Origin of the sequence: Enterococcus songbeiensis (assembly GCF_005405265.1) — a bacterium.
GTDB classification, from domain to species: domain Bacteria; phylum Bacillota; class Bacilli; order Lactobacillales; family Enterococcaceae; genus Enterococcus_C; species Enterococcus_C songbeiensis.
This window is the reverse complement of sequence record NZ_BJDS01000002.1, coordinates 161,800-177,248: the sequence shown is the minus strand read 5'-3', so window position 1 is coordinate 177,248 and position 15,449 is coordinate 161,800. Positions and strand designations below refer to the sequence as shown.

The window sequence follows — 15,449 nt, the reverse complement described above, 5'->3', positions numbered from 1 at the left end:
TTTGGAGGGAACTTTGCGGCGAGAAGAAATTTTGAAACAATTACAGGTAGCTGAAAAACCAATCAGCGCAAGTAAATTTGCTCAACAGTTCGGTGTCAGTCGTCAAATCATCGTAGGAGATGTCGCGCTGATGCGGGCAGCAGGGGCGGCGATTATTGCTACTGCCAGAGGATACAAATTTCAAAAAGAGGGAATCGGAAAAACGACTAAAATTGCCGTGCAGCACGATGCTTCTCAGATTCGTGAAGAATTTGAAACGATTTTGGCATTTGGTGGTGAAATCATCGATGTCATCGTGGAACATGAGCTTTACGGCGAATTAGTCGGTGGTCTTTACATTAAAAATGAAAAAGACATCGCTGATTTTCTCAAGAATTATCAAAAAACCAATGCCAGCCTGCTGTCTGAACTGACAAATGGTATCCATCTGCATACCATTTGCTATCAAAAAGAGGAAGATTTGGTCAAAATCAAACAGGCGTTGGCAGACAAAGGAATTTTATATCAGGAAAATTAAGTGAAAGCCAATATACGTAAAAAAGCTGCCGAATATTCGGCAGCTTTTTTGTTCTGTAGCTTATTCGATGACCAATACACCTTTTTCAATAGCGAAAGGATTTTTTTCGTTGATATGATCGTAAAACATTACACCGTTTAAATGATCGATTTCATGTTGAACAACGATTGCTTCGTAATTTTTCAACCGGATTTTTTGTTTTTCCCCTTTTTCGTTGGAATAGCTCACGGTTACACGGGCATGACGAACAACGTAGCCGGGCACCTCGCGATCCACGGACAGACAGCCTTCGCCATCTCCCAAACAAGCACTTTGGACCGAATGGCTCAAAATTTTAGGGTTGTACATGACGGCACTTAAAACAGGCTCGGAACTTTCTGGATCTTCTGATGGCACGTGCACCGCAATGATCCGTTTTGAAATATCCAGTTGTGGTGCGGCTAAACCGACCCCGCCCCGTAACGCCAATTCTTCTGCTTTTACTGGGTCTTGACTATTTTTCAAAAACTCCAGCATATCATGTCCTAATTGAATTTCTTCATCAGTAGGAGGTAAAGGGACTTCTTTTGCAACTTCTCGTAAAGTTGGATTACCTTCCCGAATAATATCATCCATTGTTATCATGTATCTTCCACCTCTAGGATTGTTTTCTTGATTATTGAATAGTTTAACACAAAATTTTTATGCAAGGCAAAACGTTATGAAAATCTTTACGGATTTTAAACGCTAGTGAAATGATATTTCATACATTTGTATAAATAATAGAAAAATCATTGCTTTTTTTGATGGGGTGAAGTATACTTTTAACCGATGAAGATGATTTAAAACGTTTTATTGTTTAAATAGAAGATAGAGGTTAATCAGACAGAGAAGAGTGGATGAAAATGAATACGATAGATCTAGAGAAGCTGACTACTGAACAGCGAAACCCTAAATCGTTAAGGCTAGACGAAATGTCAATTTCACAAGCATGCGAGCTTATGAATCAAGAAGATCAAACCGTTGCTTTCGCTGTTGAAAAAGAATTAAGCAATATTAAACAAGTAATTGAAAAGGTTATTTTTTCCTTCAATAATGGGGGGCGACTGATTTATATGGGTGCCGGAACGAGTGGGCGGCTGGGAGTTTTAGATGCAGCCGAATGTGTGCCGACCTTTGGGGTTGATCCAAGTATGGTGGTCGGATTGATTGCCGGTGGAGAAAAAGCAATGACCTTAGCAGTCGAAGGGGCAGAAGATTCCAAAGAATTAGGTGGTGAAGATTTAAAAAATCTGGCACTTACGAAAAATGATTTGGTAATCGGGATTGCCGCTAGCGGCCGCACACCGTATGTGATCGGTGGATTGGATTATGCAACGACTATCGGTGCAACAACAGCTACGATTTCCTGTAACAAAAATGCAGAAATTTCTAAACATGCCCAATTTCCTATTGAAGTAGATTGTGGACCGGAATTTCTAACTGGCTCAACACGATTGAAATCAGGTACAGCCCAAAAACTGATCTTGAATATGATTTCGACAATCTCTATGATCGGTATCGGAAAAGTTTATAATAATCTGATGGTTGATGTGAAGCCGACAAATGAAAAATTGGTTGAACGCTCCAAACGAATCATTATGCAGGCGACAGAAGCTGATTATGACACGGCAGCAAAATATTTTGAAGCGGCAGAACAAGACGTTAAATTGGCAATTGTGATGATTTTAACCAACAGCAGTAAAACCGAAGCAGCTGCCAAACTGAAGTATGCCAACGGTTTTGTGAAAAAAACATTATAAAAGATGATGTGAAAAAATATCGACCTCAGATTTGGGATCGATATTTTTTGTTATAAAAATTTTTCGCGAAAAACATCGATGATTTCGCGAGAACGGTTGATTTTTTCTGCATTTTCATTGTTTCTGCTGATGAATAGATAGAACAAAATATCTACCGCTAAAAAGTGTGCAATGATCGAATTTGTTGCTGCACTTCTACGGTCTGATTCTTTGGGACGTGAGACTTGAATGGCTACATCTGCCAGCTTGGACAAAGGGTTATTGCCAAAACGTGTCAAGGAAATAACCGGAATCTTCAATTTTTTAGCATACTCAGCATAGCTAATGATTTCAGGTGTTTGTCCGGAGTTTGAAATCAGCCAAAGGACAGAAGTTTCTTGATTGTTAACCAGCTGAGGTAGAAGATTATTATAGTTGTTTTCGATGCGAATTGATTTTCCGATTCGTCCCCACTTTTGCAAAATATCTTCAGCAACCAATTCAGAGGCACCTACGCCGGCTAAGAAAATTTTTTCCTTTGCTTCCAAAAGAGTGAGTGCGGCTAACAGGATCTCCTCACTAAGAATGTCAGAAGTTTCCTGAATCGTGATTTGGGCATTATGACTCATTTTAGTTTTGAGAATCTCAATGGATTCACTAGGATCAACATCCGAATAACCGGTTGAATTGATGGGCTGATGGATTTCTGTAGAAAGCTGAATTTTAAAATCTGTTAAACTTTGATAACCAATTTTTTTTGCAAAGCGAACCACAGTAGGTGCACTAATTTTGGTCGCAACAGCCAATTGTTCAGCTGTCATTGCAGGCACCTTTTCTGGATTTTGTTTTATATAATGGAACAATTTTTTTTCCGAAGCAGAAAGTTCATTTTGAATACTTTCAATTCGAGAAATAACGCTCATATGCTCACCGACCTTTATGTTCATTTATCAACTATTATAGCATACAAAGGAAATTTTCCGGATTGAAAATACGCTTACTTTTGTTGTCTCAGCAAGAAAAACTTGCTTTTTTTCAACGAATCAAGTAAAGTAAGCTTGTGCATTATGCACCACCTGTCACTTGGTTTGGCGAATCACCAACGCGATACTCAGTTATAGGGAGAATTTTTTAGGAAGAGGTGAAAAACATGGCAATTTCAAAAGAACGTAAAAATGAAATCATCAAACAATACGCCCGTCATGAAGGAGATACTGGTTCTCCAGAAGTACAAATCGCTGTATTGACTGAAGATATCAACCACTTGAATGAACACGCACGCGTCCATAAAAAAGACCACCATTCTTATCGTGGACTTATGAAAAAAGTTGGTCACCGTCGTAACTTGTTAGCTTACTTACGTAAAACTGACGTTCAACGTTACCGCGAACTGATCCAAGCTTTAGGATTACGTCGTTAATCAAAACGCTAAAAGTGAGATTCACACGAATCTCACTTTTTTTGCTACGAATTTGTTTTTTCGATTCTAGTCTGTGGTGAAGGACGGAATGAAAAATAACTACAAAAAAAGCATTCTGTGAATCGTGGTACGGCTTACTACTAACCAAATGAAAGAAGTGAAAGTGTCACTGTTTTCATTTGTTTAGTAGCAGCCCGCTGTTCACAGGGAAGGAGCATTTATGACAAAGCAAGTATTTAAAACAACTTGGGGCGGACGTCCCTTGGAAGTAGAAGTTGGTCAATTAGCCAAGCAGGCAAATGGTGCCGTATTAGTTCGTTATGGCGATACCGTCGTATTAAGTGCCGCTGTTTCCTCAAAAGAAGCAAAAGACACAGACTTTTTCCCACTGACAATCAACTATGAAGAAAAAATGTATGCTGTCGGTAAAATTCCTGGAGGATTTATCAAACGGGAAGGCCGCCCAAGCACAGAAGCAACATTGACTGCTCGTTTGATCGATCGTCCGATTCGACCAATGTTTGCCGAAGGATTTCGTAATGAAGTACAAGTAACTAATATCGTGATGAGCGTGGAACAAGATTGTTCTCCAGCGATGGCAGCGATGTTAGGGTCATCATTGGCATTATCAATTTCAGATATTCCTTTTGACGGACCAATCGCCGGCGTTGAAGTTGGTCGTGTGAACGGTGAATATATTTTGAACCCCACCGTTGAACAAGATGGCGTGTCAGATATCAATTTGACAGTTGCCGGAACGAAACAAGCCATCAACATGGTAGAATCCGGTGCACAAGAAGCTTCAGAAGAAGAAATGCTGGGAGCATTGCTCTTTGGCTTTGACGCTATCAAAGAATTGGTGGCTTTCCAAGAAGAAATCAAAGCAGCAGTCGGCAAAGAAAAAATGACAGTAACTTTACTACAAGTCGATGAACAATTGAAAAAAGATGTTTATGAAGTATATTACCCAATCATGAAAACTGCCGTACTGACAGAAGAAAAATTAGCACGGGAAGATGAAATTGAAAAGGTAAAAGAAACCGTCAAGGAAGTTTATGCCGAAAAATTTGCCGGTGATGAAAATGAAGGTCAATTAACAAAAGAAATCAAACAAATTGCGGAAGATCTTGAAAAAGATGTCGTTCGTGAATTGATTACGATTGATAAAATTCGTCCTGATGGCCGTAAATTGGATGAAATTCGAGCATTGGATTCTGAAGTCGGTTTATTGCCTCGGGTTCACGGATCAGGTCTCTTCACTCGTGGACAAACGCAAGCCCTGTCTTCTTGTACCTTAGCACCCCTTGGGGAACATCAAATTATTGATGGCTTAGGCGTTCAAGATTTCAAACGGTTTATCCATCATTACAATTTCCCACAATTTTCTGTTGGGTCAACCGGTCGTGCCGGTTCTCCAGGTCGTCGTGAAATTGGTCATGGTGCATTAGGTGAACGAGCATTGGCACAAGTGATTCCATCAGAAGAAGATTTCCCTTACACAATCCGTTTAGTTGCAGAAGTATTGGAATCAAATGGTTCCTCTTCACAAGCAAGTATCTGTGCGGGAACTTTGGCATTAATGGATGCAGGGGTCCCAATCAAAGCACCTGTAGCTGGTATTGCAATGGGACTTGTTTCCGATGGTGAAAATTATACGATTTTAACGGATATCCAAGGACTAGAGGACCATTTAGGCGACATGGACTTTAAGGTTGCCGGAACAAAAGACGGTATCACTGCGTTGCAAATGGATATCAAAATCCAAGGAATTACAGAACAAATCTTAAAAGAAGCTTTGGCACAAGCGAAAAAAGCTCGGATGGAAATTTTGGCACAATTAACATCAACTCTTGCTGAACCACGGAAAGAATTGAGCCAATACGCACCAAAAATTGAAATGATCCAAATCGAACCTGCCAAAATCAAAGATGTTATTGGTAAAGGCGGCGACACGATCAACGGAATCATTGAAGAAACAGGCGTTAAAATCGATATCGATCAAGAAGGAAATGTTTCGATCGCTTCAGCAGATGCTGAAATGATCAAAAAAGCCATCAAGATCATTGAAGATTTAACCAAAGAAATCAAAGTCGGTGAAGTTTACTTAGGTAAAGTTGTCCGCATTGAAAAATTTGGCGCTTTTGTCAACTTGATCAAAGGAAAAGATGGATTGGTTCATATTTCCCAATTGGCAAATGAACGGGTCAACAAAGTCGAAGACGTCGTGAAAGAAGGCGACGAAATCCTTGTGAAGGTAACAGAAATTGACAAGCAAGGACGGGTAAACCTTTCCCGCAAAGCATTGTTGAAGGAAGAAAATAAAGACGAGAAGTAAAATAGGAAAGAGAAGAGCAAGTTACGGCTCTTCTCTTTTTAATTGTACTTTTTGAGTCGCGATAAACTGTTTATACCAGTAAAAGCTGTCTTTTTTATAGCGTTTGTAGCTACCATTTCCGTGATTATCAGCATCGACATAGATCACGCCATAACGTTTCGCCATCTCACAACTTCCGGCAGAAACGATATCAATAATTCCCCATGCCATATAAGCTTCTATTCCAACGCCTTCTTCTTTTGCTTTGATTATTTCTTTAAAATGTTTTTCAAAATAATCAATTCGATACGTATCATGAATTGCTAGATCTTCTAAGACATCTCTTGCTCCAAAGCCATTTTCAGAAATAATCACCGGTTTCTCATAACGATCATAGACTTTATGCAAAGTAGTGCGAATACCGAGCGGATCAATTTGCCACCCCCATTCGCTAGCTTGTAAGTAGGGATTTTTGTGAGTGGCAACCAAATTTCCTGCTTGTTGTTCACTTGTTTCATCGATGGTACAAATACTTGATGAATAGTAAGAAAACGAAACAAAATCAGCTGTAAAGTTTTTCAATAATTGACGATCTTCATCAGTAATCGTTAAGTGAACGTGATGCTCCCTAAAAAATTTTTCCATGTAATAGGGATAACTTCCCCTTGCTAAAACATCCATACAAAACCATTGATTCACTTGTTCATCTAAAACAAGCTTTAGGTTATCTTCAGGTCTTGGAGTCAATGGATAATAGCAAAAACAGGCAATCATACAACCAAATTTTCCAGATACATTCATTTCTCTACCTAATCTTATTGTTTTAGCGCTGGCCACAAATTGGTGATGCAGTGCTTGAAATACCTCAGTATAATCGTAACTATCATCAGATTTTCTCAGTACTCCTACACCGTTAAATGGGCTGAAATATCCAGCATTTATTTCGTTAAAGGGAAGATAATAATCAATCATGTTTCCCCAATGACTAAATATAGTTTCGACTAATCGCAGATAGAAATCGATCAGTTTTTTATTTGCCCATCCACCATACGTTTCTACCAAATGGAGTGGCAAAGCATAGTGATTGATTGTTAAAAAAATTTTTATTTTAGATTTTTTAAGGTGTTTAAAAATATGGTCATAATACGCAATGCCTTCTTTGTTTGGAATCAATTCATCACCATTTGGGAATAAACGACTCCAGCTAATGGATAGTCGATAGATATCGACACCTAATTCTTCTAATAAATCCAAATCTTCGTCAACGTGGGTAATACCTAATGACCCTTTCCGGAAAGGATAGAAATTAATCGGATCTTTCTTTTTTGCTTCTTCAAGATCTGCTTGTTTTAGTAAACGAGTTGTAATCGTATTCGTACTTGTTCTAGGAAGATAGGCACGACAATCTTGGGTATCTAAGCCTTTTCGCAGATCTCCTTCATATTGGCTTGCGGAGGTAGCCCCGCCCCAAAGTATCTTATTCATGTTGTTTAGCTCCTTTATATAAAAAATTTGCAAAATATAAGAAATGAAAATTCAATTAGGTGTAAATATGTATTGAATTTTCATTTCATTTAAATTATACTATAAATGAAATGAAAGCGAAACCATCGTTATCATTTTAAAAGGAAGAAATCTATCTAGAACTTATTATATTATTCAGATTTCTTCAAAATTAGATAGGAGGAGAAAAAAATGTTAACAAAGATTACACAGTTTGTGGAACAGCACTTAGCCGGGCCGATGGAAAAGCTGGGCAGTCAACGTCATTTACGAGCAATTCGTGATGGTATTGTAGCAACTTTACCATTGATTATCGTTAGCTCATTTTTTATGATCGTTGCATTCCCACCAATCCCACAAGATTGGGGACTTTATCAATTCTTGTCATCAAATGCTGCAACTATTTTATTGCCATACCGGATGACAATGTTCATTATGTCACTGTATGCGGCGTTTGGAATCGGTCATAGCCTGGCACACTCGTATAAACTGGACGAGTTATCTGGTGGAATACTAGCTGCAATTGCTTTTTTGCTAACCTTTACACCAATTAATATTGCACCAGAAGCTGCAGAAGTTGCAGGTGTTTCGGGATTTGTTTTACCAATGACTTATCTTGGGGGCGGAGGAATGTTTGTCTGTATCGTGACATCTATTCTTGCCGTAGAAATTTATCGGTTGACAGACAAATCAAAATTCAAAATTAAAATGCCGGAACAAGTACCACCATCTGTTGCACGTTCTTTCGAGGCATTGTCACCAACTCTGATCATTATTTTAGGAATGTCCGTAATCACCTATTTCTTGGGATTTGATTGGCATACATTTATGGCAAAATTGATTGGACCGGTCGTGACAGCGGCAGATTCATTGCCAAGCGTGTTGTTGTTGGTATTCTTGATCACGTTTTTCTGGTCATTTGGTATTCATGGGGTATCGATTATTGGTTCAATTGCACGCCCATTATGGCTTCAGTTATTAGAAGGTAATACAACCGCATTAGCTGATGGAAAAGATTTACCCAATATTGCTGCAGAACCGTTTTACCAATGGTTTATTTGGATTGGTGGTTCAGGTTGTACGATTGGGTTAGCTATTTTACTTGCGTTTTATTGTAAGTCTGAGTATGCATCAAAATTAGGGAAGACAGCCTTTCTTCCTTCAGTTTTCAATATTAATGAGCCAATTATATTTGGAACGCCAATTGTTTTGAATCCTGTTCTGATCATTCCTTTCATTGTGGCACCGGTGGTTAGCGCTACAATTGCATGGGGAGCTACGAGTTTAGGATTAGTAAATAAAGTTACCGTTACTGCACCATGGACATTACCTGGTCCTATCGGTGCCTTCCTTGCAACAGGTGGGGATTGGCGTGCTGCCGTACTAAATGTTCTTTTGATTCTTTTATCTATCGTAATCTATTATCCATTCGTGGTTATTTATGATAAAGATCAATTAGAAAAAGAAAAAGGAGAACCAGTTACGGAATAATTAATAGTCATATTTAGAAGAGCAGGTGAATTCTTTTAACCTGCTCTTTTTATGGTACTATTTGAATATGATAGGTACTTTGATCAACCGTAAACCATATTTTTTAAATTTAACTTGATTGAGGGAATGAAAATGTTCGTACAGTTATTTTTTATACTAATCATTATTTTTATTTTAATCAGTGGAATAATTTCTGTTCAATGGTTGGAAAAAAATGGAAGAAATAAACATCACTGGTTTTGGGGATTTGCTTCACTACTTATCGTGTTGATTCCAGCAGTATTGTTTCCAAATCTAAATGTAGTGATACGATGGTCATCCTATAGTTTATGTTTGTATTTTGGAACTATATTTTTTGAGCAAAATCGACGTAGACGGGAGGCTAAAAAATCATGACAGATTATATTATCGGAGGAGATTGCGGCGGAACTAAATCTGTTTTTGCCGTCTATCGTACAGATGGGGAATTTTTATCAGAATTCACTCTGGGTGCTGCTAACCTGTTGGTACATACAGAATTAAGTCTGACAACTATTTTTCAAGGAGTAAAAAAAGCGATTACTGAGACAGAAGGTACTTGCAAGGGAATTGTTTTGGGCATCGCTGGACTAGATACATCGGGATTGGTAGAAATGCTTAGCCAAAAATTATCCGGGTTTAATGTTCCCGTTTATTTGATCAATGACGCAAAACTTTCTTTGTATGCAAAACATCATGCAAAAGATGGTATCTTATTGATTGCAGGAACGGGTTCTGTTGCATTTGCAAAATACCATAATCAATTTTATCGAACAGGCGGATGGGGACATTTACTGGGCGATGAAGGGAGTGCCTATTGGATTGCTAAAAAAGCATACCAGCAGATTGCTTATGAACTGGATCACGAAACTCACTTGAGTCTGTTTTCAAAAAAATTTGTCGAATGGTCTAAACAAGAAACACCAAATCAAACGATCCGTTCTTTCTACCAACAAAATAAGTCTGAAATAGCAAAAGCTGCACAGTTTGTCGCTACACAACAAGATAAACAAGCATTCTCTATCTTGGATGAGGCGGGTACTCTATTGGCTGATTTGGTAAGAATTTTAGTAGAAAAAATCCAGGCAGAGCCTAGAGAATTATCTTTGGCTTTCTCTGGCTCCGTTCTTGAAAAAAATCAGAGAATTGCGCAACGAGTAGAATCATTACTTAAACCACAAATCAAGCAGCTAAGGATAGCAGATGAAAGAATCACTAAAGGTGCTTGGTATTTTTGGAGGGAACAACAATGAGCTTAGCTGTTGGACTAATGAGCGGCACTTCTCTAGATGGTGTAGATGCTGCATTAGTCGATATAAAAGGAACACAGCAAAATTTGCGTGTAGAACTGCATGATTTTATCACAGTTCCTTATTCATCAAATCAACTGAGACAAATTAAAGATGTCATCGAAGAAAGAGAACTGACCATTCAAAAAGTTTCTGCATTGAATTTTTCTCTAGGTGAAAAGTACAGTGAGGTTGTACAAATGATTTGTCAAAAAAATATGTTGGACTCTGGAAAATTGTCTTTTGTCGCCAGTCATGGGCAAACAGTTTTCCATCAGCCGTTTCCAAGTGAAACATTTCAGCCTTCAACATTGCAGCTGGGGGATCCAAGTATCATGGCAAATCGCTTGAAGACAACGATTGTTTCTAATTTTCGGGAAGCAGATATGGCGGTTAAAGGACAAGGAGCGCCAATTGTACCTTATTCTGAATTTTTACTTTATCGGTCAACTAGTAAAAACCGAATTTTGCAAAATATAGGAGGAATTGGTAATTTAACACTGATTCCTGCAAATGCGGAATTAAAAGAATTAATTGCTTTTGATACTGGACCAGGAAATATGATTATTGATGGCTTAATGAAGCATTTTTATCATAAAAAGTTTGACAGGGATGGTGCTCGTGCGGCTAAAGGGAGAATAAATGATCAATTAGTTAAAGAATGGATGGATTTACCCTATTTTAAATTGCCTTATCCAAAAACAACTGGCAGAGAACTTTTTGGAAACGCATTCTTGAAAGATATTTTAAAAAATAGCGAAATAAAACCCGATGATTTAATTGCCAGTGCAACTTTTTTTACGGCAAAAAGTATCGCCTTTCATGTTATGCAGCTTGTAAATGATGAAACAGAGTTGATCATAGGCGGTGGTGGAGCATATAACAAAACGTTAGTATCTATGCTGAAAAACCTACTCCCCAACTTTATAAAAATTTTTGTCCAAGAAGATATAGGAATATCCTCCGAGGCAAAAGAAGCAATTGCTATGGCAATTTTGGGACAGCATACTTTAGCACATCTACCTTCAAATGTACCAAGCGCAACTGGAGCAAGCAATGAGGTGATTCTGGGAAGAATTACTCTCTTCAAATAAATTAGTAATTTCCTCCTACGCACTCAATCACCAAATCTGTGAAAGAAAAATTCCAAAAAATAGTCATCAGCATCCAAGATTTTGGAAAAAACCACGACTGTTATTATGGTATTTTTTTTTATGAGAGGTGAAAAAAATGTTTGACTGTTTATTAGAAGAAAGAGATCGGGTGTTAGTGAAAGTTTATCAAAAGTTGGCAGTGGAGAAAAAGTATTCTCTGGAAGATGCCGCCAGTGAGTGCCAGCATCCGGTCCGCTACATACGAGAAACTGTTAATGACTGGAGGGATAGTGGAAGTCATCTGCAAATCGGAATCGATGTGATAATCAAAAAAGAACATTTAGTGCTGCAAAAGGCGACGGGCTTTGATGACCGGTATTTTTTTGCCTTCTTACTCAAGCGGAGTATCAAAATACAGCTCTTAGAAAAATTATTGGAACATCCATCTTGGGGTGTGAGGGATCTTGAGAAGACGCTCTATCTGAGTCCAAAAATCATTCGCCGGCATTTTCATGAATTAGGCAAGCTGTTTAAATGGTACGGATTGACGGCCAGTTTTAAAAAACAGCCGGTTATTTGTGGCGCAGAGGCACAGCAACGTTTCTTTCGATTTCATATCCGGTTGCTGTTAGAACCGCCAAAAATGCCAATCACACCAGCCGCCTATTTTCAAATACTTGAAGAAATCAGTCGGAAACGGCGGCAACAAGGATATGCCATCGATCCAAACTGGTTTGATCGGAAGTTTATCAGCCAAATAAACGGGATTCCTGATTTTGAAATAAATGAACGAGGTTTTTGTTTTTTATGGCGGCAGTTGTTGGGAGTAGAAGAGATTTGGCCAATGGGAATCAGTGATGAATTACTAGGTGAGCAAAAAATCTATCCTCTCGATCAGCGTTATTCGTCCCGGAGAATTCGACAAAAAATCCTGCAAGATATTTTTCGCCTGCATTTGTTGTGCTACTTATTCAAAGGACCGTGTATCCACCAGCTCGCCCCCTTAAAAACATCACAAAAAAATCAGCAATTACTGACAGCCCTCAACGAACTTCTACCCTATCACGCACAATTATTGGTGAATCATCCAGAATTAGAGCTCGCCTATGAGACGGTTTTTCAACAACACCTTGAAAAATGAATCACGATAATGCAGAACAAAAAAATTCCAGCCAATAACATGACTGGAATTTTTTTAATTTGTTTCACTAGGCAATAAAATTGTTTGTCTAGTGCCATCATCATAAGCAAAAATTTCTTTTGGCAGGTCGGATGAATAAGGAAACGGCAAATCGATATCCATTTCTACCTCACTATCTTCTTGTGAAAAATGCATCGTGACTTTGCCATTTTTATTGATTAAATCAAAGGCAATCAAGTTATTTAAAGGAATCACTCCTTTTAAATCTAAATCAATAATGAACCAAATACTATCGATCAGCTCGCCGGGCATACTGGAAACAACGCCTACGGAAGCGTAACGACTGCGATTACTATCAAAGACTTCATACATTGTCCTGACCTCCTTGTAACATTATCATACTTCTATTATAGAAGAAATGAAAAAATGTTGCTCATTTGAACACTTATTTTACGATTGAGCCGCCAAAAATGCAACTAAGGAGCCAAAAGAAATTGGGTCGTTAATTAAATTTTAATCAACGACCCAATTTCAGGTAAAAAGAGTTAAACTAGCTTTCGTTTGTTATTCTGCTTCTGTTGAACCGATGACTTCTGGTTCAGCTGCTTCAGCAGTATCGTCTTCAGAAACTTCTTGTGCTTCCGTGATAGAAAGAACTTGTTCATCTGCATCTGTGACGATTGTGTAATCTTCATGACTTGGCAATTCTGCAACAGTCAAGGTACTGCCGATTTCAAGTGGTGTCACGTCTACTTCGATACGTTCTGGTAATTTATCAGGGGTTGCAGAAACCACAACAGTGTATAATGTTTGGTTCAAGACGCCGCCTGCTTTCACACCGGCTGCTTCGCCGACAAGCAAGATTTCTGCTTCTACTTCAGTTACTTCAGACATGTTTACTGACAAGAATTCGATATGGGTCAAATGTCTGTTAAAAGTGTCTGCTTGTGTTTGTTTTACTAGAGTATTGACTGTTTTTCCATCTAACTCCATTTTGATTACTGCATTTGCGCCATGTTCCCGCAAAATCTTGTCTAAGTCACGCGCAACAACAGAAATCGGTGTGCTTTCCACTTGATAACCGTTTACTACTGCAGGGACTTTTCCTTCGTGACGCAATTGATTACGCAACGAACGGGGACGAACTTCTCTCTTACTTACTTCTAATGATACTGCCATAACTTAATTCCTCCTAAAATTTTTCTGTCTGACGACATTCATTTTAAAAGCAAATCTCGCTAGTCTGCACATTGAGTGGTACGTGAGAACACGCAAAAGGGTAGCCGAAATACAGCTACCCAAGAAAGTTTTGGTTCAACTTTTCTCCACCAGGTCATAACGCTGTGTAGAAGAACTTTATTTACTTTACTCTCTAACCATAGGACGAATAATGAATTAAGTCAAGGATTTCGCAGATTTTGTGTTTTGCTGAGAATAAATTCGCGCTATAATGTGTCAGAAAGGAAAAAAGCGATGCGTTTAGACAAATTGATTGAAAAAGAGCTGAAAACCAGCCGTAAAGAGATGAAGCGGCTTTTTTTACTGGGTAAAGTAAGCGTTGATGGTCAGATTCAACGACGGGAAGCCCGCAATGTGGACAGTGATCTCCATCAGATTTTAGTGGATGGCAAGTCATTGGCGACGGATGAGGCCTATTATTTGGTAAATAAACCACAGGGCATCGTAACAGCTAACCAGGATGCACAGCACCAGACAGTTTTGGATTTACTTGCTGAAGCTGATCGCCGAGAAAAATTAGCTGCAGTAGGACGTTTGGATCGTGATACGGAAGGTCTGGTTTTTTTGACGACAAACGGACAATTGGCTTACGAATTACTTCATCCGGTGAAAAAAGTGACAAAATTTTATGAAGCAACAGTCAATGGACGGGTGACACAGGAAGATCAGCAGGCATTTCAACAAGGCATCGTGTTTCATGACGGGACCATTTGCCAACCCGCAGAATTAACGATTCTTTTTGCTTCTGATGAAAAAAGTACCATTCGCTTGGCTATCCAAGAGGGAAAATTTCATCAAGTGAAAAAAATGTTTTTGGTTCGTGGAAAAAAAGTGGTCTTTTTAAAACGGACGGCGATTGGACCGCTACGGTTGCCTGAAACTCTCGCACTGGGAAAGTATCGTCGGTTGACCGTGGCAGAATTGCAACAATTGACCCCCTATTTTCGTTAAAAGGAGAAAAAAATGAAATATAAAAATTTATTGTTTGATGTAGATGACACATTATTGGATTTTCAAGCGGCAGAAAATGAGGCGCTAAAGGCGTTGTTCCAAGAAGAAGGCTTGCAACTGACACCGGCGATCAAGACAAGCTACCAAGCATTGAACCATCAGCTATGGCAAGAATTTGAACAAGGCAAACGTCAGCGAGATGAAGTCGTCAATCAACGCTTCAGCCTGTTGTTTCAACAATTTGGCAAGCGAGTGGATGGGACAAAAATGGAAAGCCATTACCGTCAATTTCTCAATCAAGGACATCAACTGCTGGGAAACAGTCGGGAAATCATCGCTGATTTAGCAGATAAAGCAGAATTATATATCGTGACGAACGGGGTTTCTGCTACGCAATATCAACGGCTGACGGATGCAAAACTTTTGCCTTATTTCAAAAATGTATTTGTTTCTGAAGATACCGGCTTCCAAAAACCCATGAAGGAATATTTTGATTTTGTTTTTGAGCGAATCCCGCAATTTGAGAAAAAAGAAACTGTCATTATCGGTGATTCTTTGACTTCGGATATTGAAGGGGGGATTCAAGCCGGGATCGATACGATTTGGTTGAATCCTGCAAAAGCGGCGGCTTCCATTGCACCGACGTATCAAATCAGCAAGCTGGATGAGATTTATACGATTTTAGCGGAATAGATTCACGAGAAAGCATAGT

Annotated in this window: 15 protein-coding genes; 10 read left to right on the top strand and 5 right to left on the bottom strand. The window is 38.8% G+C overall.

All coding sequences use genetic code 11. The features are described 5' to 3' along the window. Position 1: 1 nt before the first annotated feature. Positions 2–517 (top strand): transcription repressor NadR, encoded by a 516-nt coding sequence (locus tag FFM66_RS01520; RefSeq protein WP_048604483.1) that lies wholly within the window; start codon positions 2–4, stop codon positions 515–517. Between the two features lie 60 nt (positions 518–577). Here the strand turns inward: FFM66_RS01520 and def are convergent, their stop codons facing one another. After that, positions 578–1,141 carry a peptide deformylase gene (gene def / locus FFM66_RS01515; RefSeq protein WP_048604482.1) on the bottom strand — a complete coding sequence of 188 codons (564 nt, stop codon included), beginning with the start codon at positions 1,139–1,141 and terminating at the stop codon, positions 578–580. A 260-nt stretch (positions 1,142–1,401) separates the two neighbouring features. Here def and murQ point away from each other — a divergent pair, with 260 nt between their 5' ends. Beyond that, positions 1,402–2,298, top strand: coding sequence for an N-acetylmuramic acid 6-phosphate etherase (murQ, locus tag FFM66_RS01510; protein WP_137604827.1), 897 nt, complete (start codon positions 1,402–1,404; stop codon positions 2,296–2,298). A 50-nt stretch (positions 2,299–2,348) separates the two neighbouring features. On the opposite strand, the gene FFM66_RS01505 is transcribed toward murQ, so the two are convergent. Further along, entirely contained in the window at positions 2,349–3,200 is an 852-nt protein-coding gene (locus FFM66_RS01505) for a MurR/RpiR family transcriptional regulator (protein ID WP_137604871.1), read from the bottom strand. A 227-nt stretch (positions 3,201–3,427) separates the two neighbouring features. On the opposite strand from FFM66_RS01505, the gene rpsO reads away from it, so the two are divergent. Next, a complete protein-coding gene (gene rpsO, locus FFM66_RS01500) occupies positions 3,428–3,697 on the top strand; it encodes a 30S ribosomal protein S15 (RefSeq protein ID WP_048604477.1) in 270 nt (89 codons plus the stop codon). A 220-nt stretch (positions 3,698–3,917) separates the two neighbouring features. Continuing rightward, positions 3,918–6,032, top strand: coding sequence for a polyribonucleotide nucleotidyltransferase (gene pnp, locus FFM66_RS01495; RefSeq protein ID WP_048604476.1), 2,115 nt, complete (start codon positions 3,918–3,920; stop codon positions 6,030–6,032). Between the two features lie 21 nt (positions 6,033–6,053). On the opposite strand, the gene FFM66_RS01490 is transcribed toward pnp, so the two are convergent. Continuing rightward, complete coding sequence (locus tag FFM66_RS01490) at positions 6,054–7,496, bottom strand: family 1 glycosylhydrolase (protein ID WP_137604826.1); 1,443 nt, start codon at positions 7,494–7,496, stop codon at positions 6,054–6,056. Positions 7,497–7,706: 210 nt separating this feature from the next. Here FFM66_RS01490 and FFM66_RS01485 point away from each other — a divergent pair, with 210 nt between their 5' ends. The 4 genes from FFM66_RS01485 (at position 7,707) to FFM66_RS01470 (ending at position 12,547) form a co-directional block, all read left to right on the top strand. Then, the gene (locus FFM66_RS01485) at positions 7,707–9,005 is read left to right on the top strand and encodes a PTS sugar transporter subunit IIC (RefSeq protein WP_137604825.1); all 1,299 of its coding nucleotides are present in this window, start codon (positions 7,707–7,709) and stop codon (positions 9,003–9,005) included. A 392-nt stretch (positions 9,006–9,397) separates the two neighbouring features. Next, a complete protein-coding gene (locus FFM66_RS01480) occupies positions 9,398–10,276 on the top strand; it encodes a BadF/BadG/BcrA/BcrD ATPase family protein (RefSeq protein WP_137604824.1) in 879 nt (292 codons plus the stop codon). Continuing rightward, the gene (gene anmK / locus FFM66_RS01475; protein ID WP_137604823.1) at positions 10,273–11,406 is read left to right on the top strand and encodes an anhydro-N-acetylmuramic acid kinase AnmK; all 1,134 of its coding nucleotides are present in this window, start codon (positions 10,273–10,275) and stop codon (positions 11,404–11,406) included. Before FFM66_RS01480 ends, anmK begins: the two co-directional genes overlap by 4 nt. Positions 11,407–11,542: 136 nt before the next feature. Further along, positions 11,543–12,547, top strand: a complete 1,005-nt coding sequence (locus FFM66_RS01470) for a helix-turn-helix domain-containing protein (RefSeq protein ID WP_137604822.1) — start codon at positions 11,543–11,545, stop codon at positions 12,545–12,547. A 54-nt stretch (positions 12,548–12,601) separates the two neighbouring features. On the opposite strand, the gene FFM66_RS01465 is transcribed toward FFM66_RS01470, so the two are convergent. Next, positions 12,602–12,919: a DUF960 domain-containing protein gene (locus tag FFM66_RS01465; protein WP_048604474.1), complete on the bottom strand. Its 318-nt coding sequence runs from the start codon at positions 12,917–12,919 to the stop codon at positions 12,602–12,604. A gap of 192 nt (positions 12,920–13,111) precedes the next feature. Then, a complete protein-coding gene (locus tag FFM66_RS01460; RefSeq protein ID WP_048604473.1) occupies positions 13,112–13,726 on the bottom strand; it encodes a 50S ribosomal protein L25/general stress protein Ctc in 615 nt (204 codons plus the stop codon). A 294-nt stretch (positions 13,727–14,020) separates the two neighbouring features. On the opposite strand from FFM66_RS01460, the gene FFM66_RS01455 reads away from it, so the two are divergent. Together FFM66_RS01455 and FFM66_RS01450 are read left to right on the top strand one after the other, a co-directional pair. Then, positions 14,021–14,737 (top strand): 16S rRNA pseudouridine(516) synthase, encoded by a 717-nt coding sequence (locus FFM66_RS01455; RefSeq protein WP_137604821.1) that lies wholly within the window; start codon positions 14,021–14,023, stop codon positions 14,735–14,737. Between the two features lie 12 nt (positions 14,738–14,749). Further along, positions 14,750–15,430: a YjjG family noncanonical pyrimidine nucleotidase gene (locus tag FFM66_RS01450; protein ID WP_048604471.1), complete on the top strand. Its 681-nt coding sequence runs from the start codon at positions 14,750–14,752 to the stop codon at positions 15,428–15,430. Positions 15,431–15,449 lie beyond the last annotated feature (19 nt).

Bases quoted from the DNA above. Each gene is read 5' to 3' on its own strand.
- def (WP_048604482.1), bottom strand. From the start codon at position 1,141: ATGATAACAATGGATGATATTATTCGGGAAGGTAATCCAACTTTACGA.
- murQ (WP_137604827.1), top strand. From the start codon at position 1,402: ATGAATACGATAGATCTAGAGAAGCTGACTACTGAACAGCGAAACCCT.
- FFM66_RS01505 (WP_137604871.1), bottom strand. From the start codon at position 3,200: ATGAGCGTTATTTCTCGAATTGAAAGTATTCAAAATGAACTTTCTGCT.
- rpsO (WP_048604477.1), top strand. From the start codon at position 3,428: ATGGCAATTTCAAAAGAACGTAAAAATGAAATCATCAAACAATACGCC.
- pnp (WP_048604476.1), top strand. From the start codon at position 3,918: ATGACAAAGCAAGTATTTAAAACAACTTGGGGCGGACGTCCCTTGGAA.
- FFM66_RS01490 (WP_137604826.1), bottom strand. From the start codon at position 7,496: ATGAATAAGATACTTTGGGGCGGGGCTACCTCCGCAAGCCAATATGAA.
- FFM66_RS01485 (WP_137604825.1), top strand. From the start codon at position 7,707: ATGTTAACAAAGATTACACAGTTTGTGGAACAGCACTTAGCCGGGCCG.
- FFM66_RS01480 (WP_137604824.1), top strand. From the start codon at position 9,398: ATGACAGATTATATTATCGGAGGAGATTGCGGCGGAACTAAATCTGTT.
- anmK (WP_137604823.1), top strand. From the start codon at position 10,273: ATGAGCTTAGCTGTTGGACTAATGAGCGGCACTTCTCTAGATGGTGTA.
- FFM66_RS01470 (WP_137604822.1), top strand. From the start codon at position 11,543: ATGTTTGACTGTTTATTAGAAGAAAGAGATCGGGTGTTAGTGAAAGTT.
- FFM66_RS01465 (WP_048604474.1), bottom strand. From the start codon at position 12,919: ATGTATGAAGTCTTTGATAGTAATCGCAGTCGTTACGCTTCCGTAGGC.
- FFM66_RS01460 (WP_048604473.1), bottom strand. From the start codon at position 13,726: ATGGCAGTATCATTAGAAGTAAGTAAGAGAGAAGTTCGTCCCCGTTCG.
- FFM66_RS01455 (WP_137604821.1), top strand. From the start codon at position 14,021: ATGCGTTTAGACAAATTGATTGAAAAAGAGCTGAAAACCAGCCGTAAA.
- FFM66_RS01450 (WP_048604471.1), top strand. From the start codon at position 14,750: ATGAAATATAAAAATTTATTGTTTGATGTAGATGACACATTATTGGAT.